This is a genomic window from Allokutzneria albata (assembly GCF_900103775.1).
Lineage (GTDB): Bacteria > Actinomycetota > Actinomycetes > Mycobacteriales > Pseudonocardiaceae > Allokutzneria > Allokutzneria albata.
Genome location: NZ_LT629701.1, coordinates 1,618,164 through 1,637,354, shown reverse-complemented (window position 1 = coordinate 1,637,354; position 19,191 = coordinate 1,618,164). Strand labels below are relative to the sequence as shown.

Sequence of the window (19,191 nt, the reverse complement as noted above, 5' to 3'; positions counted from 1 at the left end):
TCCTGGGCCCAGTCTGGGAGCAGCCTGGGAATCAGGTTCTACCGGACAGGACCACCCGGAAGGTCGCACCGCCGCCCGGGGTATCCAAAACGCTGATCTGTCCTCCGTGCGCGGACACCACGGCCGCGGCGATGGACAGCCCGAGCCCTGCGCCGCCGCTGTCGCGCTCCCGCCCCGCGGCGACTCGGAAGAACCGGTCGAACACCCTCTCGTGGTACTCGGCCGGGATGCCGGGACCGTGGTCGACGACGTCGATCGCGACCTCGTCACCCGACTTGGTCAGCCGCACGTCGACGGGCGTGCCCGGAGGCGTGTGCGTGACCGCGTTGCGCAACAGGTTCGCCAGCACCTGGCGCACCTGGTCGGCGTCCGCGACGACGAGGACCGGTTCGTCCCCGGGTCCGCTGATCACGCGGCCCGGCTCGTGCAATCTCGCGTCGAGCACCGCGTCCCGGCACAGCGCGGCAACGTCGACCTCCGCGCACCGCGGCGGCCTGCCGTCGTCGAGCCGGGCGAGCACGAGCAGGTCCTCCACCAGCCTCGCCATCCGGGAGGACTCGTCCTCGATCCGCCGCATCACCGTGCGCAGGTCGTCCGGGTCGGCGGCCGCTCCGCGGCGGAACATCTGCGCGTATCCCAGGATCGAGGTCAGCGGTGTCCGCAGCTCGTGGCTGGCGTCCGCGACGAAGGTCCGCAGTCGCTGCTCGGACCGGGATCGCTGGTCCAGCGCGTCCTCGATGCGGCCCAGCATCGTGTTCAGCGCGAGGCCGAGCCTGCCCACCTCGGTGGTCTTGTCGACGTAGGCGATGCGCCGGTGGAACTCCCCCGAGGCGATGGCCGTCGCGGTCGCCTCCATCTTGTCCAGTGGCCGCAGTCCCATGCGCACCAACGACAGCGCGAACGCCAGCAGCGCGACCAGCACCGCCGAGGTGATCACCACGACCAGCACGAACAGCCGGTCCAGCGTCGCGTCCACGTCGGTCAACGGCATCGCCACGTACAGCGTTCCCTGCAGCGGGCCGAAGGCCGGATAGGCCGCGAGCCGGTACCGCACCCCCGCGTGCCCTTCGACCGATTTCGGCTCGCCGATCACCGGCAGGTCCTCCAGCACCGGCCGGTCCGCCGAGGACACCCCGCCGCCGAACCGCGTCTCCTGCCCGAAGCGCCCGTCCGGCCCGCGCAGGATGCCGTACACGTTGACCAGGGAGTGCTGGACCTCCCGGGGTGGTTCCTTGATCTGCTCTCCCGCGAGCTTCGCCCCGATCGGCAACCGGACCAGGTCCAGCTGCTCGTCCGTGCGCTGCAACAGGAAGGAGCGCATCGAGGTGAAGGTGAGCGCGGCGACGGAGGTGAGGGCGGCGGCCGAGAGGACCACCATCACCAGCAGCATCCTGCGGCGCAGTCCCGTCACCGGGGCAACCGCATCACATACCCGACGCCCCGCACCGTGTGGATCAGCCGCGGCCCGTCGTCGAGCTTGCGCCGCAGGTAGGACACGTACGTTTCGAGGTTGCCCGCCTCCCCCGCGAACTGCTGCCCCCACACGTGGTCCAGCAGCTGCTGCCGGGTCAGCACGACCCGCGCGTTCACGACGAAGTAGTGCAGCAACCGGTACTCGGTGTCGGTCAGCTCGATGAACCGCCCAGCCCGGTGCACCTCACGGGTCCGCGGGTCGATCTCCACGTCCGCGAACACCAGCCGCTCCGCCCCGCGCCCCGCCCCCGTCCGCCGCAGCACCGCGCGCACCCGCGCGACGAGCTCCCCCACCGAGAACGGCTTCGTCAGGTAGTCGTCCCCGCCCAGCGTCAGCCCCCGGATCTTGTCCTCGTCCGAGTCGCGCGCGGTCAGGAACAGCACCGGCACCCCGCCCTGCCTCGCGTGGAGCTTCGGCGCCAAGGAGAACCCGTCGCCGTCCGGCAACATCACGTCCAGCACCACCACGTGCGGCGTGAACCGATCCGCCACGCTCAACGCCTCCGCGACGCTCGCCGCGCACACCACGTCGAACCCCTCGTACCGCAACGCCATCGACACGAGTTCGGTGATCGCCTGTTCGTCGTCAACAACCAGGACCCGGGTGCTGGGCCGCGCTGTTCCGATCATGGTGGGCCATCCTGCCGGGCATTCCTGAGAGAACGCTGGGAGCCCGCTGAGCAGCGCGGAGCCCCGATTCGCCCGCTCGGATCCCCGGAACTCTTCCGATCTGGAACGGCGCCGGTTCCGCGATCGGCTCTGCCTCGGTTTCCAGGGTCTTCCCCCTCGGTGAGGTCCACACGTGCCGCCCGTCCGGCAGGTTCTCACAGCTCCAGTCGGATTCGTGCTTCATCCGGTGGTGGCGCCTGCATTTGGGCCGCAGATTCGCTGTGGCGGTGTTCGTGCCATCAAATGGACAGCAATGCATGCTAGGTCGCACCGGTGCGCCGATTGGTGACGCCATCAGCGGCGGCTTCTCTGCCGGTGTGCGCCGGGAGGTAGCCATGGCCCGGGAGGAACCGCTGCGCCCGCTGCCGCGTGGAGGTGTAGTTGCGGGTCTCCGCCCAGGCGAGGAGATCGTCTTCGGTGATCGCGGCGTTGGCGGCGGAGAGGGGCCGGAGTTGATCGATGATCATCAACGCCTCGCCCTCGTCCACTCAGCCCGCGGCCATCGCCTCCGACACCCCGGGACACCAACTCCGCGGCACGGTGGAGCAGCCGGCTCGCTTTGACCTTCGAGATCGGCAACAGGAACGCCAGCACTTCTCCTCGACCGCAAACGCGGCAGCGGCCCGACCTAGCGCAGCATAAGCCGGGTTCAGTTTTTCATCGGGGTCCATGCTTTCGGTTCTAGTCGAGGAAAACAGACGACCATGGCTCTACGGGGTGAATTCCCAGGCGTCCGAAACGCCGAATGGGCCGCCGCTGAAAACGGGGTCGGCTTGACCTGGGGTGCGCGCGCCATACGCTTATCGTGAGGGCCGGAGTTTCATCCCGTGCCCCGCGAGGACCACGGGCAGGCGCAAGGGCCCCAGGTCAAGCCGCCCTCAGGCTGGAAGCCCAGCCCACGAAGAGCTCCACCTAAGAAGCCAACCGCTCCCCCGCACTCTGCGTCTTCAACGGAATAGGCTTGATAAACACAACCGTCACCAACGCCAGCACCGCCATAGGCGCACCGAGCAAGAACAGCTCGCCTGTAGCAATCCCATAAGCCTCGCGAACCACCGCCGCCTCAGCCTCCGGCAACAACGCCAGATTCGGGACCACGCCATGCCCGGTCATTGAACCGACGCGGTTCGCAAGCACCGCGCCGAGCACGCTGACACCGATGGAACCGCCAAGGCTGCGGAAGAAGGAGAGTGCCGAAGTGGCCGCGCCGAGGTCCTTGGGCGGCGCGTCGTTCTGCGCGACCAGGACGAGGTTCTGCATGAGCAGGCCGACACCGATGCCGAGGACCGCCATGTAGCAACCGAGCAGCACCACCGGCGTGGTGGAGCTGATGGTGCCGAGCAGGCAGAGCCCCGCGACGATCAGCGCCGCACCGAGCACCAGGTGCGACTTCCACCGGCCGGTGCGGGTGATCAGCTGGCCGGAGACGGTGGAGGCGATGAGCATCGAGAAGATCATCGGCAGGCTGAGCAGCCCGGCCTGGGTCGGCGTCTTGCCCAGCGAGAGCTGGAAGTACTGGGAGAGGAACACGGTGCCGCCGAACATCGCCACGCCGACGAGGAAGCTCGCGATGATCGACAGCGTGACGGTGCGGATGCGGAACAGGCTCAGCGGCAGCACGGGCTCGGGCACGCGGGACTCCACGACCAGCGCCGCGGCCAGGATCAGCAGGCCGCCGCCGACGAGGACCACCGTCCACATCGAACCCCACGGGAACTGGTTGCCCGCCAACGAGGACCACACGAGCAGCGTGGAGACGCCGGTCATCAGCAGTGCGGCGCCGAGGTAGTCCACACGCACCTCCTTGCGCGTGGTCGGCAGGTCGAGGGTGCGCTGCAGCAGCACGATCGCCAGCGCGGTCAACGGGACGCCGAGGAAGAAGCACCAGCGCCAGCCCAGCCACGGGGTGTCCACCAGGACGCCGCCGATCAGCGGGCCCGCGACGGTGCCGACCGCGAACACCGCGCCGAGGATGCCGGAGTACCTGCCCAGCTCCCTCGGTGAGACGATCATGGCGAGGATGACCGGGGCGAGCGCGGTCAGCCCGCCCGCGCCGATGCCCTGCACGACCCGGCTGACCAGTAGCACCTCGATGCCCTGGGACAGGCCCGCGACCAGCGAGCCGACCAGGAACAGCCCGAGCGAGAGCTGGACGAGCAGCTTCTTGCTGTAGAGGTCGGAAAGCTTGCCCCACAAGGGAACCGTGGCCGTCATGGCCAGCAGTTCGGTGGTCACCACCCAGGTGTAGGCCGACTGCGAGCCCCCGAGGTCGGAGATGATCCTCGGCAGCGCGTTGGCCACCACGGTGGAGGCGAGGATGGACACGAACATGCCCACCATCAGTCCGGACAGCGCCTGGACGACGGCGCGGCGACCGGGCGCCCGGTGCTGCTGCGCGGGCTCGGGCGGTGCTGCGGTGGCGGTGTTGGTCACGAGTTCCCCCTGCTTGGTCTGGTCGCGGGCACGGGCAGCCCGGCGGCGAGCGAGTCCACGGCGGCGCGGATCAGCTCGGCGACCGGCTGCCGTCCGCCGTTGCGGGCCCAGAGCTTGGTCGCGGCCTTGACCGCGGCGCCGAAGGTGGCGAACAGCAGCGCGGGGTAGAGGTCCTCGGTGCTGTCGAGGCCGGTGCGCTCGGCGATCGCGTCGATCATCTTCTGCTCGCCGCTGAGCTGGCCGGAGACGATCCGCGCGGTCAGCGCGGGGTTCTCGTCGACGATGGCGAAGCGGCTCAGCCACTCCTCGCGGTTGTCGTCGAGGACGCCCATGTCCTCGGCCATCATCTCCATCAGCGCCTCGAGCGGGCTCAGCTCGGCGGGCGCGTCGAGGAACCGCCGGATGAGGTTCTCGGCGCCCTGCTCGGACTCCGGGTAGGCGACCAGGATCGCGTCCTCCTTGGACGCGAAGTAGTTGAAGAAGGTCCTGGGCGAGACGCCCGCCGCGGCGCTGATGTCCTCGGCGGTGACGTTGTCCAGCCCGCGCTCGGCAGCCAGGCGCAACGCGGCCTTGGCCAGCGCCCGGTGCGTCTCCAGCTTCTTGCGGGCGCGCAGGCCCATCTCCTGGTCGTTCGACGGCATGCGGCCACGCTAGCAAATAATCTTGCAGTCTCTGCACACTTGCAGGGTCTGCACGTTTGTGCGCTCGCACACACGACAGCGGGGGCACCACCGGCCGGTGGTGCCCCCGCTGCGAGGACTCTGGGTGTTCGCCCAGTTCTTGGACGCCCTAGTTCTTGGACGCCTCGTAGGCCTGGATGACGTTGCTCGGGATGCGGCCCCGGTCGGAGACCTCGTGCCCGTTCGCCTTGGCCCAGTCGCGGATCGCCCGCGTCTCGTCCTTGCTGCGGGTGGAGCCCGCCCGGCCCGGGGCGGTGCCCCGCTTCGCCCGGCCGCCGACCCGGCGCGCGGCCTCGACGTACTGCGCGAACGCGTCCCGCAGCTTCGCCGAGTTCTCCTCGTTCAGGTCGATCTCGTAAGCGACGCCGTCAATAGCGAACTCGACGCGCGAGATGTCCTCACTACTGGTTCCGTCCAGGTCATCAATCAGCTGGACGATGGTGAGCTGAGCCATGATGTGCCCCCGTGAAGGTGTGGTCAGGTCGGGTTTGGCCGGTTTTGTCGCCCCGTTGGGCGCGACAGTAGCAAATAACCCGCGGGGTGTTCGACATAGCCCGTCCCCCTTTTGCGCCGGACGCAACGGTCACATTCACGGAGTTGACCACCGCCGTCCCCCGTGGGCCGGACCCAACGCCGTGGTCACGGCGTTGCGCGCGGGCGGGGCGTCGGCCCTGATCGAAATGTGGAGGAAATCCCTCAAATGATTAGTGCGAGCCCACGCGCCGATCCCGACGCGACCTCACGTTATGTCACCTTGTCGCGATTGCGGGTGGTCCCGCAATCGCACCAGGGAGGCATAACGCCTCAGCCGAAGAACCTGCGCAGTTCGTCGAGGACAGCGCGCGGCTGTTCCTCGGCGAGGTAGTGACCACTGCGCGCCACCGGAACCACCCGGAAGTTCGTCGCCTGTTTCGGCAGGACCTGACTGAGCCCGTCGTGGCCGAGGCTGTCATTGACCAGGCCGAGCACCGGAACGGACACCTTCGGATACGTCTTCACGTCCTCGATGTCCTGGTTGAAGGTCTGGTACCAGCCGTTGCCGCCGCGGATCGCGTCCGGGGAGGAGTAGGCCCGCGCGAACACCTGCCGCGCCCGCTCCTCCACGCTGGCCTGGTCCTTGAGCATCCGGCCGAGCAGCCAGTCGAGCATCGCCCGGGACCGCCCGCTCACCAGCTGCTCCGGCAGTCCCTGGACCTGGTTGAAGGCGAACCACCACAGGTGCGGTGCACCCTTCGGGTCGGGCAGCAGCGTCAGCGAGCGCAGGCTCTCGTCCGGGTGCGGCACGTCGAGCAGCGCGAGCCTGCGCACGGCCGCCGGGTGGTTCGCGGCGAGGCTGTGCGCCACCATCGCGCCGATGTCGTGCCCGGCCACGTTGACCTCGGGGTGGCCGAGCTTCTTGATCAGCTCGTGGATGTCGGCGGCCATCGTCTTCTTGTCGTAGCCGGACGCGGGCTTGGCCGAGCCACCCATGCCGCGCAGGTCGACCGCGATCACCCGGTAGCTCTTCGCCAGCTCGGGCATCACCTTGCGGTACTGCCACCAGGTCTGCGGCCACCCGGGCAGCAGGACGAGCGGTTCCCCCTTGCCTCCGGCGACGTAGTGCAGCCGCGTGCCGTTGACCTCGGCGTGCTCACTGCGGAAGTCCCCGGGCAGCGAGCGGGCGAGCGCGCTGTCCGACAACGGGTCCGGCGTGCCCGCGCCGGTGCCGAGCAGCAGCACCACTGCGACGAGCCCGGCCTTGAGCCGTGAGGGCCAACCCATGCGTGTCTCCTTTTTAGATCGAGCGTTCCAGTTAAAGGGCAGCACAACAGCGGCGTGCGGGACATGTCAGTCGAGCAGCGTCAGCGCCTGCTCGACCGCATCGGTCAACCGGCGCCGGTGGCCGGTCCTGGCGATCACCTGGAGGCCCTGCAGGAACGTCACCAGGAACCGGGCGATGGCCCGCGGGTTACGGTCCTCGGCCAGCTCCCCCTGGTTCTGCGCGCGGATCAGCGCACCGGCCAGCGCCGTCTCGATCGCGTCGTGACTGGCGTCGACGCGGCGCGCCGCCTGCTGGTCCCGCGGCAGGCACTCGACCGCCGTGTTGGTGACCATGCACCCTTTGCGCTCCTCGTCGGCGAGGGACCTCTCGGCGAAGGAGCGCATCACCGCGCGGACCGCGGGCAGGGCGGGACCGGGCTGGGACAGCGCGGTCAACGCGCTGCCGTCCATGCTCTCGCAGTAGCGGTCGAGGGCGCTCAGGTACAGCTCGTGCTTGCTGCCGAAGGTGGCGTAGATGCTCGCCCTGCCGATGCCCAGGTGGTCGACGAGGTCCTGCATCGAGGTGGCCTCGTAGCCGCGCCGCCAGAACAGCTCCATCGCCGCGCGCAGTGCGACGTCGGGGTCGAACTCCTTGGTCCTGCCCATGCGGCAGACCGTAGCAACACTGGAACGCTCGGTCCAGTAACCCTGGGCCGGCCCCGCCGGGGTCAGACGGCGTGGGGGTCGGGGGCGCGGTGGCGCGAGCGGCGGGAGGGGCGGGTGAGCTGCTCGGGGATGGCGTCCTGCCACAGGGCCGCGACCGAACGCCGGGAGCGGTCGGTGTGGCGGTGTTCCTGCAGGCTGCCCAGCAGCTCGACGAACCGGTCGTGCGCGGTCTGCGGGTCGAAGCCGTCGGCGACCAGGGACGCGCGGGCGGCGCGGACGGCGATCGCCACGGGGCCGGAGTCCTGGGTGACGGAGAGTCGCGGCTCGGCCTGGGTGGCCGCCGCCTCGAACTCGACGGCGATCATCGCGGCCGCGGCGAGCGGCAGCGGTTCGGACGGCAGGCGTTCCAGTCCGGTCAGCGCCCGTTCAACCGCTCCCGTCAGTGCCTGAAGTGCGTCGTTCGTGACCACCCCGGCGATCCTAGGGGTGGCTGCCGCGGCATCGGGGGCCGCGCCGGGCGATGATCACCCGTCCTCGACGAGCGGCCACCGGATCAAGGTATCCGCGCGAGCGTGATCACGCTGCGTTATCGAGGCGGGCGATGGTGCCCTGGGCGATCGCGCACAGCCGCTCGATCCCATCAGCGTCCACTGTGGACAGATCGCAGCGGCAGACGACGCGGGTGCGCCCGGCCCGGACCACCTGGGCGTGCGCGCGGAGCAGGACGCCGTCCGCGGGCCGCAGGTAGTCGATGGTGAACCCGGAGGTCATCAGGCCCGCTCCGGCCGCGGCGCCCGCGGCGAAGGTCAGCGCGTTGTCGGCGGCGTAGCCGAGCACACCGCCGTGCAGCACGCCGTTCTGCTGGCGCAGCTCGTCGCGGATGTCCAGCTCCAGCGTCGCGGCGCCGTCGCCGAAGGCCGCGAGCCGGGTGCCGAGCAGCGCGCTGAACGGCTGGGCCGCCAGCACGCGCCGCGCGGTCTCCAGGTCGGGGATGTCGTGCACCGGACCACCTCACTTCGATAGTGAAGTGAGCATCGCCAGCGCGCCCGGATCTGTCAAGATCGACGCATGCCCGAGCCCGACCAGCGCCTGTTCTTCCTGCTCCAGCGGGCGGCGCACCAGCTGCGCACGGTGGCCGACCGGCGCTGCGTCGCCGCGGCCGGGATCACCACGGCGCAGCTCGGCGCGCTGTTCGCGGTGCGGGAGCGGCCGGGCATCACCCAGCAGCAGCTCGCCGCGACGCTCGGGCTGCGCGAGTCGGCGGTGACCGCACTGGTCGGCAGGCTCACCGCGGCGGGCCTGATCGCCAAGGACCCGCACCCGAGCGAGTACCGCGCCGTCGTCCTGGAGCTGACCCCGGACGGGGCCGCCGCGCTGCGCGCCGCGCGCCCGGAGATCGAGCGGTTCAACGCGGAGATGCGCGAACTGCTCGGCGAGGACGGGTTCACCGGGACCGCCGCCGCCCTCGACCGGCTCGCCCGCTGGCGGCCCTGACCGGCCCCGCTACGGTGGGTCGGTGGACGATGATCTCGCGGGTCTGCCGATCGAGCGGAAGGTCCGGCTGCTGACCGGGAAAACCATGTGGCGCACGCATGCCGACCCCGCGCTCGGACTGCGCGAGCTGGTGCTCTCCGACGGTCCTATCGGGGTGCGCGGGGAGAAGTGGGACGAACGCGACCACTCGATCGCCCTGCCCTCTCCCAGCGCGCTCGCGGCCACCTGGGACGAGCAGCTGGTGCGGCGGCTCGGCGTGGCGCTGGCGGCCCAGGCCCGGCGCAAGGGCGTGGACGTCCTGCTCGCGCCCACGATCAACCTGCACCGCTCGCCGGTCACCGGACGGCACTTCGAGTGCTTCTCCGAGGACCCGGTGCTGACCGCGCGGATCGGCGACGCCTACATCCGGGGCGTGCAGTCCGGTGGGGTCGCGGCGACCGCCAAGCACTACGTGGCCAACGACTCCGAGACCGACCGGATGACCCTGGACGCCCGCCTGGACGAACGCACGCTGCGCGAGCTGTACCTCGCCCCGTTCGAAGCGGCGGTCGAGGCGGGTGTGTGGGTGGTGATGGCGGCCTACAACTCGGTCAACGGGACGACGATGACCGAGAACCCGCTGCTCGCCGAACCGCTGAAGGGCGAGTGGGGCTTCGACGGCGTCGTGGTCTCGGACTGGGGTGCCGTGCGCTCGGTCGCCGCGTCCGCGAACGCGCCGCAGGACCTGGTGATGCCCGGCCCGCGCAGTCACTGGAGCCTCGGGCTCGCCGAAGCGGTGCGGTCCGGCGAGGTGCCCGAGTCGGCGCTGGACGAGAAGATCCGCCGCCTGCTCCGGCTCGCCTCGCGAGTGAGCGACCCGTCCACCCCGGCACCCGGCGACGACCGCGAACTGCTCCGGGCGGCGGTCACGGCGAGCACGGTGTTGCTGCGCAACGAAGGTTCGCTGCTCCCACTGTCCACTGTGAAGCGGGTTGCGGTTGTCGGCCCCAACGCGGCGGCGGTGCGCTTCCAGGGTGGCGGCAGCGCGGAGGTCTACCCGTCCACCGTCGTGTCCCCTGTGGACGGTCTACGAGCCGCGCTGGATGGTGTCGCCGAGGTGGCGCACTCCCCCGGCGTCCGCACGACCACCAAACCGACGCCGCTGCACCGGGGCAACTCCACCCACCCGATCACGGGCGAGCCCGGTCTGCTCGTGCGCGTTCTGGACGCAGCCGGAGCGGAACTGCTCGCCGAGCACCGGCTCACCGGCAGACTGCCCGAACCGAGCCGCGCCACGGGTGAGGACACCGTGGAGATCCAGGCCGTGCTGCACCCCGACGTCTCCGGCGACTGGGAGATCTCCTTCGGCGCCTGGGGTCCGGTTTCCCTTGCGGTGGACGGGAAGACGCTCGTCGACGAGGTGATCGAGATCGACACGGACGATCCCGCGACGCTCTTCCTCGACCCGACGTGGCGAACGGTCACCGTCCCGTTGGAGGCGGGCAAGCCCGCGCACATCGTCGCGCGCCGCCGGCTCTCCCCCGACGCCAGCCGCGCCTCTGTGCTCTCCGCTGACGCCCCGCGCGGTGACGACGACTTCGCGGAGGCCGTGGAGCTGGCGCGCACCAGTGACGTCGCGGTGGTCGTGGTCGGCACCACCGACGAGTCGGAGAGCGAGGGGTCGGACCGGGCCACGCTCGCGCTGCCCGGCAGGCAGGACGAGCTGGTGCGCGCGGTGGCCGCGGCCAATCCCAGGACCGTCGTCGTGGTGAACTCCGGGGCCCCGGTGCTGATGCCCTGGCGCGAGGAGGTGCCCGCGGTCCTGCTGAGCTGGCTGCCCGGGCAGGAGGCGGGCGCCGGGCTGGCGGACGTGCTGCTGGGCGCGGCCGAACCCGGCGGGCGGTTGCCGACGACCTGGCCCGCCGAGGACGTCTCGGCCGAGTCGGTCACGCCGGTGGAGGGCAGGCTGGAGTACTCCGAGGGCCTGGACATCGGCCACCGCAAGTGGCTCCGGGACGGCGCCGAGCCCGCGTACTGGTTCGGCCACGGGCTCGGGTACACGTCGTGGGAATACGAGGAAGTCGTTGTGGAGTCCGGCAATCGCGTGCGGGTGCGGCTGACCAACACCGGGTCGCGGACCGGACGCGAAGTCGTGCAGGTCTACCTGTCGCGGCCGTCCTCGGCGATCTCCCGCCCCGTCCGCTGGCTCGCGGGATTCGCCGCCGTGACGGCCGCGCCGGGCGAGACCGCCGAGGCCGTCGTCGAGCTGCCGGAGCGGGCGTTCCAGCACTGGGCCGACAAAAAGTGGCAGAGGGAGCCCGGATCCTTCGACATTTTGGTGGGACCCAGCGCGGGTGATGTCAGGTCGCGTGCGCGTTCCTGATAGGAAAGCGCACCATGAGAACGATCCGACTGGTCACGATCGCGGCCGCTCTGGCACTGGCGGGCACCGCGTGCGGCGGAGGCAGCGGGGGCTCCACCTCTCCCGCCGGGACCGGAGGCGGTAACGGCGCAGCTGCCCCGGAGACGACGGAGAAGCCGCAGACCTTCGCCGACCTGCCGGGCGAGGCGCTCACCTTCCAGGGGAGCTCCCGCGTGGGCGTCAACAAGGCCAAGGTCTCGGTGAAGGTCCTCAAGACGGACTGGACCGACAACTACACCGGCCACAGGAAGCCCGCGCCCGCCGGGTCGACCTTCCTCAAGGTGTACTTCGCCGCCGCGTCGGCCGACCCGGCAGTGGAGGTCGAGGACTTCGGTCCGCGCGACCTGAACGTGCGGTGGGCGACGTCGCAGGCACCCTCCGTCCCGTGCCCCACCGGTGCCGCCAACCCCATCTTCGTGACGGGGTACTGCCACGCCAGCAGCGAGCTGCTGCACACGAGCCTGGTCCCGCTCGCCAACGACTGGACCATGCACATCTTCGCCACCAACTACAGCCCCAAGGCGAACCTCAAGCCGGGCGAGGCGGGCGTGACGATGGGGCTTTACGAGATCCCGGACGCGGTCAAGGGAGACCTCGACGTCTGCGCCTCCGGTATGTACAAGACCGGATCGGAGAAGGAGACCGGCTGGCCCTGCCAGAAGTTGCAGCTCCCGCCGCGCCCCTGAGCCCGCTCGACAGGTTCTGACCGCGCGGTCCGTTCTCTGGCCGTGCGGTCAGAACCCACCTTCGTCGAACAGCAGCGGCGCGCGCAGGCATGGCGGGCGCCCACGCGTGCATCGCCGAGGCCATCGCGCCCGTGCTGGACGTCCTCGACCCGAAACCGATCTTCCGCGCGGGCCGGGCTTCCGGGAGTTCCGCGACTTCGCGCCCGAGGCGATGGATCTCGTGCTGCGCCAGGCGATCGACGCTGCCGCCGCCCGGCTGGTCCGCGATCCGGGGTTCGATGTGCGCGGGTACCGCGACGAGCTGGTGGAGCTTTTCGACCACGCGACAAGGAGAACGCCGTGAGCCGGGTCGTGCTGCTGACCACGGGAATCCACGACGACGTCGCCGCCGGTCTACGCGGCGCACTGGTCTGCGCGCGATCGTGCAGCGCGGATGGGCCGCGCTCGACATCTGCGGGCCGGGGTTCCCGCAGTTCCGGTGCCGGTCGAGGCGGACCAGCCGTTCTGGGCGCGTCGGTTGGCGGCGTTCCGCGTGGCCCGTCGGCCCCTCCGGCGAAGCGGTCGCGCGCGGACCGCTTCGCGAACGCGCTCGTGCGGGCCGTCGAGGCGCCGGTCTACCGCGACCGGGCCGCGGCGATCGCCGACCCACTGTCCAGTGAGGATGGTGCGGAGCGGGTCATTTCGGCTCTGGCAGCGGCTCGCCCGTCTCCAGCAGCGTCTTGAGGCTGGACAGCAGCGGCAGCCACCCCTCGCTGACCATGCCGTGCAGGACGCTGTCCGGCGCGAAGCCGTCGTGCAGCACGGTGAGCTTGACCAGCTCGCCCGCCGGCTCCAGGTCGAAGCTCACCTTGGTGCGCGGTTCGGCGGTGAGCCTGGCCGCCAGCTCGTCGTCGATCTTCTGCTCGGCGATGAACTCCGGCGTGAAGGTGTGCCAGGTGTAGGCCAGCCTGCGGTACGGGTCGGACTCCAGCACGACCTGCTCCGGGTCGGACATCCGCACATCGCCCATCACCCAGGTCATCCCCGAGCCCTTGGCCCAGTCCGACTCGAAGGTGACGCCCCAGTACCGGCTGGTGAAGGCCGGGTCGGTGATCGCCTGCCACAACCGCTCCGGCGTGGTCTTGATGTAGGTGGTGTAGCTGAACTCGGTCGCACCCATGGTTTCCTGCTCCAATGCGGTCTTGAGATCGGCCAGCGCCTGGACGCGCTGCCTGGCGTACCGGCCGATCCAGCGGTCGGCGATGGCGTTGATCGGTTCGGCGTTGAGGTAGTGCAACTTCTCCCTCCCCCTGCGCGCGGTGGTCACCAGCCCGGCCGCCTCCAGCAGCGCCAGGTGCTTGCTGACCGACTGCCGGGCCATGTCCAGCCCGGAGCACAGCTCGCGCAACGTCTGCCCGTTGCGCGCGTTCAGGCTGTCCAGCAACCGCCGCCTGCTGGCGTCGCCGAGCGCCTTGAACACCTCGTCCATCGCCTTCCCCCAATATGCAGCCTTTTGGCTGCCTGAAATATAGGCAGCCGTTTGGCTGCATGTCAACCGCGCCGTTCCCGGACCGCGAGCCCGAGCGCCACCAGGACGAGCGCGACCGCGCAGGCCAGGGCCGCCGCCAGCCCGGCCCGGCCGCCCACCACGTGGAAGACCGCCACGAGCAGGGCCGCGCCGATCGCCGTGCCGATCCGCTGGCCCGTCTGCAGCACCGCGCCCGCGACGCCCGCCATCTCGCCGCGGACGTTCTCCAAGGTCATCGTGGTGTTCGGGGAGATCACCATGCCCCCGCCGAGCCCGGCCGCCGCCAGCGGCAGCGCCACCCACACGCCGAGCCCCTGCTGCGGCGCGGTCAGCGCGAGCACCCCGGCGACGGTGAACCCGGCCGCGACCACACCCAGCCCGAAGATCGTCAGACGTCGGCCGAACCGGACCACCATCCGACCGGCGAGGGCGGCGGCCAGCGCGGAGCCGAGGGCGAACGGGGTGACCACGAGCCCGGACTCCAGCGCGGTGTAGCCCTCCCCCGCCTGGAAGAACATCGACAGCACCACGAAGACCCCGGTGAACCCGCAGAAGTAGGCCGCACCGATCGCCGCACCCGAGGAGTACCCCGCGGTGTCGGTGAACAGCCGCGTGTCCAGCAGCGGAACGCGTCCACTGTGGATGGTGCGGCGCTCCCACCGGACGAAGGCCCAGCCGAAGACCGCCACGAACGGGAGCGGCCACCAGACCCCGTCCTCGAACAGCACCAGGGGAAGCAGCACGCACAGCACCGACAGACCGAGCAGGACCGCCCCCACGAAGTCGATCTCGTCGCGGATGCGCGCGGGGCGACGGCGGTCCGCGGGCAGCAGCCGCACCGCGAAGGCCAGCGCCAGCAACCCGATCGGCAGGTTCACGTAGAAGACCCAGCGCCAGCCGTGCTCGGGCCCGAAGGCTGCGATGATCACCCCGCCGAGGACCGGCCCGACCGCCGTCGACACCCCGATGCACGCCCCGAGCAACCCGAACGCCCGTCCGCGTTCGGCACCGCGGAACAGGTCCTGGATCAACCCGGAGTTCTGCGGGTTCAGCAGCCCCGCCGACGCGCCCTGCAGCAGCCGCGCCACGATCAGCGTCATCGTGTCCGTCGCCATCCCGGCGAGGGCGCTCGTCAGCACGAACCCGCCCAGGGCCAGCAGGAACATGGTGCGCCGGCCCAGCGCGTCGCCCAGCCGCCCGCCCGCGACGAGGGTCAGCCCGAAGGCGAGGGCGTAGCCGGAGACGACCCACTGGACCGCGCCCGGGGACGCGTCGAGGCCGGTCTGCATGGAGGGCAGGGCGACGTTGACGATGCTGACGTCGAGCAGGCCCATGAACCCGGCGCTGAGGCTGACGGCGAGGGCTTTCCAGCGTCGGGGGTCGGGCTCGTCGGAAGTCATGATCGCAGTCTGGCGCGGGTCCCCCGGGGGCGCAGCGCTGGGGCGGCTCAGCGCGCCCGGCTGACGATGACCGCCTGCCCGGGGACCAGGACCGCCGGAACCGTCGTCGGCGCGGGGTCGTCGGTGTCGAAGTCGCAGCGCCACCCGCCCTCTCCGGGGTAAAACGGTTGGCTGTGCTCGGTGAGGTTGGCCGCGACCACGACATCGCCGCACCGGTAGGCGACCACACCGGCCGCGTCGTCCACCCAATCGAGGACGGTGCAGCGGCGCCCTGCTGTGGCGGCGCGGGCGGCGAGCATGCGCCTGGTCGTGGACAGGGGCGAGCGCGGATCACTGTGCTGGCACGCCACTGTGTCTTCCGGGACCCGGTCGCCGAAGGGCAGCCACGCGCGGGAGGCCGTGGTGAATCCGAGCCCTGGCACCGGCGCCCAGGGCATCGGGGTCCGCGCCCCGTCCCGGCTCGACCGTCCACCGTCCGCCGCGGCGAGGGGGTCCTGCGACAGCTCCGGCGGCACGACCCCGTCCGCCAGCCCCAGCTCCTCCCCGTTGTAGAGGAACGGGGTGCCCGGGAGCCCCATCATCAGGGTCGCGACCGCGAGCGCGCGGCGCCTGCCCAGAGCTCCGTTGCCGTAGCGGGTCACCGCGCGACGGCGGTCGTGACTGCTCTGCACCCAGCTGAGGTTCGGCGCCGCCGCGCACGCGGAGCGCAGCATCGAGGCGATCCGCTCCGGTGCCCACTCCGACTCCACGACGCCGAACCAGAACGCGGAGTGCAGCCGGTCGTCGCGGACGTACTCCGCCAGTCGCGGCGGGTCGAGGATGTAGACCTCGCCGATCAGCACGGCGCCGTAGGAGTCGGCGATCTCCCGCCACCTGCGGTGGATCGGCTCGGTGGTGGGCTGCTCGATGTCGTAGCGGTGCTCCTGTTCCAGCCACTCCGCGGCGACCCCGCCCAGCTCCGGGATCTCCGATGCCGCGCGGAGCGGGTTGTCCGGCAGTCCGGGGTGCTTGGTCAGGTAGTGCGCGGTGTCCACCCGGAACCCGTCGAGCCCCCGGTCGAGCCAGAACCGCAGGATTCGCTCGACCTCCTCGGCCACCGCCGGGTTGGCCCAGTTCAGGTCCGGCTGGTGCGCGGTGAACAGGTGCAGGTAGTACTGCCCGGTGGCCGCGTCGAAGGTCCACGCCGGGCCGCCGAAGTGCGACAGCCAGTTGTTGGGCGGGCCGCCGTCCGGGGCGGGATCCCGCCAGATGTAGTGGTCGCGGTGCGGATCGGTGCGCGAGCGGCGGGCGGCGGCGAACCACGGGTGGGCGCTGCTGGTGTGGTTGACCACGAGGTCGGCGATGACCCGCATGCCGCGATCGTGCGCCGCCGCGACCAGATCGTCCACATCGGACAGTCGGCCGTAGCGCGGGTCCACCCCGACGTAGTCCGCGACGTCGTAGCCGTGGTCGCGCATCGGCGAGGGGTGGAAGGGGCTGAGCCACACCAGCGTCACGCCGAGCTCGCTCAGATAGTCCAGCCTGCTGAGCACGCCGGGCAGATCGCCCCAGCCGTCGCCGTCACTGTCCTGAAAGGACGGGAGGTAGACCTGGTAGCCAACGGCGTCCAGCCACCACCGGTTCTCGCGCATGCTCCAAGGCAACCCGCGGTCGCCGATCGGGGCCAGAGCCAATCAGGACGCATTGGACGCGGCCAGCGCGGCACCGAGCAATCCCGCGTCGTCGCCGAGGACCGCCGTGCGGATCATGCCGCGGTGCCAGCGCAACGTGCCGGTGGCGGCCAGGTAGGCGTCGCGGACGGGCCCCGGGCGGGCGATGATGCCGCCGCCGAGCACGAGCGCGTGGGGAGCGAGGACCGCGCAGAGGCTGTCCAGTCCTCGGGCGAACTCCCTGGCGTGCCGCTGGATCGCCGCCAAGGCGGTGGTGTCGCCACGCGACGCTGCGGCGGCGAGCGCCACTGCGCCGCTCTTCCCGTCCGGCAGGAGTTCCGCCGCGGTGGCGTCGAGCGCGACACCGCCCGCCAGTCGTTCCCAGCAGCCGTGGTGACCGCAACGGCATGGTGGTCCGTCGGGGTCGAGCACGAGGTGGCCGATCTCCCCCGCGTGCGCGGTACCGGTGTGCACGTTGCCGTCGATGACCAGTCCGCCGCCGATGCCGGTCCCCACCGTCACCATGAGCACGGTGGCCGCGCCTGCTCCCGCGCCCATGCGAGCTTCCGCGAGCGCGGCGGCCCGGGCGTCGTTGAGGACCGCGGTGGGTCGCCCGGTGCTCGCGCGCAGCTCAGCGCCGAAGTCGACCGCGTCCAGCCCCAGGTTCGCCGACCAGGTCAGCACGCCGCCGTCCACGGTTCCGGCGACGGCGAGACCGACTGCGTCGACCGGGTGGCCGGGATGGCGTGCCAGCAGCTCGCCCGCGACGTCGGTCGCCGCCCGGCGCCGGGTGGACGGGTCGGCGGGCAGGACTCGCCGCAGCGCGCCGATGAGTTCTCCGTCCGGCAGGACGATCGCCGCGCGGATGTGGGTCGCACCGAGGTCGATGCCGATGGCGCCGTTCACAGCAGCACCGGTGCGGTGTCGGGCGGCATGGTGCGGTAGCGCTGCCAGGCGGCGGCCAGGCGACGCACACCCTCCTCGAACACCTCTCGCGGCCGGGCGTAGACGACCCGGACGTGGTCGTCGGCGATGCCCTGGGCGGACAGCGCGGAGCCGGGCACGACCGCGACGCCGAACCTGGTCGCCACCTCGCTGAACGCGGTGGCCGTTCCCGCAGGCAACCGCAGCCACAGGTTCATCCCGCCATCGGGCGGGGCGAAGGAGAACTCGGGCAGGGCGGCGCGCACCACCGTGCTCGCGTGGTCCAGGCGGTCGCGCAGCCACGCCACCCGGACGGCGCGGACGTTGTCCTCGACGCACAGCAACCGCACCGCGATGAGCTGGTCGAGTACCGGAGTGCCCAGGTCCACGCGTGCCTTCGCGCGGGCGAGGGCGGCGATCAGCGGTGCCGGGCCACGGATCCAGCCGATCCGCAGACCACCCCAGTGCAGCTTGGTCATCGAGCCGACGGTGATCAGGTTGTCCGCGGAGACGAACGCGGCGAGGGGCGGCGCGGGCTCGAACGCCAGCCCGGCTTGGCTCGCGTCGTCGATGACGAGCACGTCCCGCTCGGCGAGCTTGCGGGCCAGCACGCCGCGGGAGGCGTGGTCCAGCATCCGCCCGTGCGGCCCCAGTGTCGGCATCAGGTAGGCCAGCCGAGGCCGACAGCGATCGAGCACGTCCAGCAGGTCACTGCCCTCGTCGGTGACCGGCCGCGAGCTGCGCACGGTCACCGGCAGGCCGTGCAGGACGTCGAGCATTCCCGGACTCGTCGGGCTCTCCACGACCACGGTGTCCCCGGCCTGCAGCGCATGGGTCGCGAGCAACGACAGCGCCTGTTGGTCCCCGGTGGTGACGAGGATCTGCTCGGGGATCGTCGCCAGCCCGTCAGCTGTCAGCCGCTCGGCGAGCGAACTGCGCAACGCGGGCAGTCCGGCGGGCAGGTAACCGGGGCCGTCGAGCAGAGCGGTGCAGTCGTCGTCGCTCCGGCCCAGGTCGGCGATCAGTTGGCGGACGCGGGCGTGCGCGGGCAGGGCCGCGGTGGCCAGGTCGACCGGCACCTCCGGGTCCCGCAGCGCGGCAAGGCGCAGCGAGGCGGCAGGTCGCTTGGTGGCCGCGGTTCGCCGCGCGCCCGCCACCCACGTGCCGCTGCCCTGCCTGCTGACCACGAGTTGTTCCTCGCGCAGCCGACCGTAAGCCTGCACGACCGTGCTCCGGCCGATGGCCAGCCGCGCGGCCAGCGACCGCTCGGGCGGCAACACCGTGCCGGGTGCGATGTCGCCGTTCTCGATGGCGTCCCGCAGAGCGGCGGCGAGGCGGGCGTAGATCGGGCCGGGCCGGATCGACCACTCCCCGAGCGCGTCATGAACGTTCATCAGCCCCAGACCAATACGACGAGAATTGGCTCTCCCACGCGATGTCAGCTGGATCCATATTGGATCGAGATCGAG

General features: G+C 71.2%; 19 protein-coding genes. 4 read left to right on the top strand and 15 right to left on the bottom strand.

Features of this window, described 5'->3' with window-relative positions:
• Positions 1-31 precede the first annotated feature (31 nt).
• The 10 genes from BLT28_RS07120 to BLT28_RS07075 all read right to left on the bottom strand — a co-directional run bounded on the left by BLT28_RS07120 (position 32) and on the right by BLT28_RS07075 (position 8,663).
• Complete coding sequence (locus tag BLT28_RS07120; RefSeq protein WP_052408142.1) at positions 32-1,411, bottom strand: sensor histidine kinase; 1,380 nt, start codon at positions 1,409-1,411, stop codon at positions 32-34.
• Positions 1,408-2,103, bottom strand: a complete 696-nt coding sequence (locus BLT28_RS07115) for a response regulator transcription factor (protein ID WP_030433280.1) — start codon at positions 2,101-2,103, stop codon at positions 1,408-1,410. Before BLT28_RS07115 ends, BLT28_RS07120 begins: the two co-directional genes overlap by 4 nt.
• A gap of 299 nt (positions 2,104-2,402) precedes the next feature.
• Entirely contained in the window at positions 2,403-2,609 is a 207-nt protein-coding gene (locus BLT28_RS07110; protein ID WP_156051773.1) for a hypothetical protein, read from the bottom strand.
• Positions 2,610-3,054: 445 nt separating this feature from the next.
• A complete protein-coding gene (locus tag BLT28_RS07105) occupies positions 3,055-4,482 on the bottom strand; it encodes an MDR family MFS transporter (RefSeq protein WP_081900796.1) in 1,428 nt (475 codons plus the stop codon).
• An 89-nt stretch (positions 4,483-4,571) separates the two neighbouring features.
• Positions 4,572-5,216 (bottom strand): TetR/AcrR family transcriptional regulator, encoded by a 645-nt coding sequence (locus BLT28_RS07100; protein WP_030433283.1) that lies wholly within the window; start codon positions 5,214-5,216, stop codon positions 4,572-4,574.
• Positions 5,217-5,364: 148 nt separating this feature from the next.
• On the bottom strand, positions 5,365-5,709 hold the full coding sequence (locus BLT28_RS07095) for a histone-like nucleoid-structuring protein Lsr2 (protein WP_030433284.1): 345 nt from the start codon (positions 5,707-5,709) through the stop codon (positions 5,365-5,367).
• Positions 5,710-6,059: 350 nt separating this feature from the next.
• Positions 6,060-7,016 (bottom strand): alpha/beta fold hydrolase, encoded by a 957-nt coding sequence (locus tag BLT28_RS07090; protein ID WP_081900793.1) that lies wholly within the window; start codon positions 7,014-7,016, stop codon positions 6,060-6,062.
• A 66-nt stretch (positions 7,017-7,082) separates the two neighbouring features.
• Positions 7,083-7,661, bottom strand: coding sequence for a TetR/AcrR family transcriptional regulator (locus BLT28_RS07085; protein ID WP_030433286.1), 579 nt, complete (start codon positions 7,659-7,661; stop codon positions 7,083-7,085).
• A gap of 62 nt (positions 7,662-7,723) precedes the next feature.
• Positions 7,724-8,131 (bottom strand): hypothetical protein, encoded by a 408-nt coding sequence (locus BLT28_RS07080; protein ID WP_030433287.1) that lies wholly within the window; start codon positions 8,129-8,131, stop codon positions 7,724-7,726.
• A 106-nt stretch (positions 8,132-8,237) separates the two neighbouring features.
• Positions 8,238-8,663 (bottom strand): PaaI family thioesterase, encoded by a 426-nt coding sequence (locus BLT28_RS07075; RefSeq protein WP_030433288.1) that lies wholly within the window; start codon positions 8,661-8,663, stop codon positions 8,238-8,240.
• A 66-nt stretch (positions 8,664-8,729) separates the two neighbouring features.
• Between BLT28_RS07075 and BLT28_RS07070 the strand changes: the two genes are divergently transcribed.
• From BLT28_RS07070 to BLT28_RS42420, 4 genes are all read left to right on the top strand, one after another.
• Positions 8,730-9,155 (top strand): MarR family winged helix-turn-helix transcriptional regulator, encoded by a 426-nt coding sequence (locus BLT28_RS07070; protein ID WP_030433289.1) that lies wholly within the window; start codon positions 8,730-8,732, stop codon positions 9,153-9,155.
• Between the two features lie 22 nt (positions 9,156-9,177).
• On the top strand, positions 9,178-11,517 hold the full coding sequence (locus tag BLT28_RS07065; protein WP_030433290.1) for a glycoside hydrolase family 3 C-terminal domain-containing protein: 2,340 nt from the start codon (positions 9,178-9,180) through the stop codon (positions 11,515-11,517).
• Positions 11,518-11,531: 14 nt separating this feature from the next.
• On the top strand, positions 11,532-12,242 hold the full coding sequence (locus tag BLT28_RS07060) for a hypothetical protein (protein ID WP_030433291.1): 711 nt from the start codon (positions 11,532-11,534) through the stop codon (positions 12,240-12,242).
• 211 nt (positions 12,243-12,453) lie between these two features.
• The gene (locus tag BLT28_RS42420; protein ID WP_269459638.1) at positions 12,454-12,585 is read left to right on the top strand and encodes a hypothetical protein; all 132 of its coding nucleotides are present in this window, start codon (positions 12,454-12,456) and stop codon (positions 12,583-12,585) included.
• A 333-nt stretch (positions 12,586-12,918) separates the two neighbouring features.
• Here BLT28_RS42420 and BLT28_RS07055 read toward each other — a convergent pair whose 3' ends face one another.
• The 5 genes from BLT28_RS07055 to BLT28_RS07035 form a co-directional block, all read right to left on the bottom strand.
• On the bottom strand, positions 12,919-13,710 hold the full coding sequence (locus BLT28_RS07055; protein WP_030433292.1) for an ArsR/SmtB family transcription factor: 792 nt from the start codon (positions 13,708-13,710) through the stop codon (positions 12,919-12,921).
• Between the two features lie 62 nt (positions 13,711-13,772).
• Positions 13,773-15,149, bottom strand: a complete 1,377-nt coding sequence (locus BLT28_RS07050) for an MFS transporter (RefSeq protein ID WP_030433293.1) — start codon at positions 15,147-15,149, stop codon at positions 13,773-13,775.
• A gap of 47 nt (positions 15,150-15,196) precedes the next feature.
• On the bottom strand, positions 15,197-16,780 hold the full coding sequence (locus BLT28_RS07045; protein ID WP_052408143.1) for an alpha-amylase family glycosyl hydrolase: 1,584 nt from the start codon (positions 16,778-16,780) through the stop codon (positions 15,197-15,199).
• A 42-nt stretch (positions 16,781-16,822) separates the two neighbouring features.
• On the bottom strand, positions 16,823-17,704 hold the full coding sequence (locus BLT28_RS07040; RefSeq protein WP_030433295.1) for an ROK family protein: 882 nt from the start codon (positions 17,702-17,704) through the stop codon (positions 16,823-16,825).
• Positions 17,701-19,116, bottom strand: a complete 1,416-nt coding sequence (locus BLT28_RS07035) for an aminotransferase-like domain-containing protein (protein WP_030433296.1) — start codon at positions 19,114-19,116, stop codon at positions 17,701-17,703. Before BLT28_RS07035 ends, BLT28_RS07040 begins: the two co-directional genes overlap by 4 nt.
• Positions 19,117-19,191 lie beyond the last annotated feature (75 nt).

What these genes read in the sequence shown, in the direction of transcription:
- BLT28_RS07090 (WP_081900793.1), bottom strand. Translation starts at nt 7,016, where the DNA reads ATGGGTTGGCCCTCACGGCTCAAGGCCGGGCTCGTCGCAGTGGTGCTG.
- BLT28_RS07115 (WP_030433280.1), bottom strand. Translation starts at nt 2,103, where the DNA reads ATGATCGGAACAGCGCGGCCCAGCACCCGGGTCCTGGTTGTTGACGAC.
- BLT28_RS07095 (WP_030433284.1), bottom strand. Translation starts at nt 5,709, where the DNA reads ATGGCTCAGCTCACCATCGTCCAGCTGATTGATGACCTGGACGGAACC.
- BLT28_RS07035 (WP_030433296.1), bottom strand. Translation starts at nt 19,116, where the DNA reads ATGAACGTTCATGACGCGCTCGGGGAGTGGTCGATCCGGCCCGGCCCG.
- BLT28_RS07070 (WP_030433289.1), top strand. Translation starts at nt 8,730, where the DNA reads ATGCCCGAGCCCGACCAGCGCCTGTTCTTCCTGCTCCAGCGGGCGGCG.
- BLT28_RS07100 (WP_030433283.1), bottom strand. Translation starts at nt 5,216, where the DNA reads ATGCCGTCGAACGACCAGGAGATGGGCCTGCGCGCCCGCAAGAAGCTG.
- BLT28_RS07060 (WP_030433291.1), top strand. Translation starts at nt 11,532, where the DNA reads ATGAGAACGATCCGACTGGTCACGATCGCGGCCGCTCTGGCACTGGCG.
- BLT28_RS07050 (WP_030433293.1), bottom strand. Translation starts at nt 15,149, where the DNA reads ATGACTTCCGACGAGCCCGACCCCCGACGCTGGAAAGCCCTCGCCGTC.
- BLT28_RS07105 (WP_081900796.1), bottom strand. Translation starts at nt 4,482, where the DNA reads ATGGTGGGCATGTTCGTGTCCATCCTCGCCTCCACCGTGGTGGCCAAC.
- BLT28_RS07045 (WP_052408143.1), bottom strand. Translation starts at nt 16,780, where the DNA reads ATGCGCGAGAACCGGTGGTGGCTGGACGCCGTTGGCTACCAGGTCTAC.
- BLT28_RS07085 (WP_030433286.1), bottom strand. Translation starts at nt 7,661, where the DNA reads ATGGGCAGGACCAAGGAGTTCGACCCCGACGTCGCACTGCGCGCGGCG.
- BLT28_RS42420 (WP_269459638.1), top strand. Translation starts at nt 12,454, where the DNA reads ATGGATCTCGTGCTGCGCCAGGCGATCGACGCTGCCGCCGCCCGGCTG.
- BLT28_RS07055 (WP_030433292.1), bottom strand. Translation starts at nt 13,710, where the DNA reads ATGGACGAGGTGTTCAAGGCGCTCGGCGACGCCAGCAGGCGGCGGTTG.
- BLT28_RS07110 (WP_156051773.1), bottom strand. Translation starts at nt 2,609, where the DNA reads ATGATCATCGATCAACTCCGGCCCCTCTCCGCCGCCAACGCCGCGATC.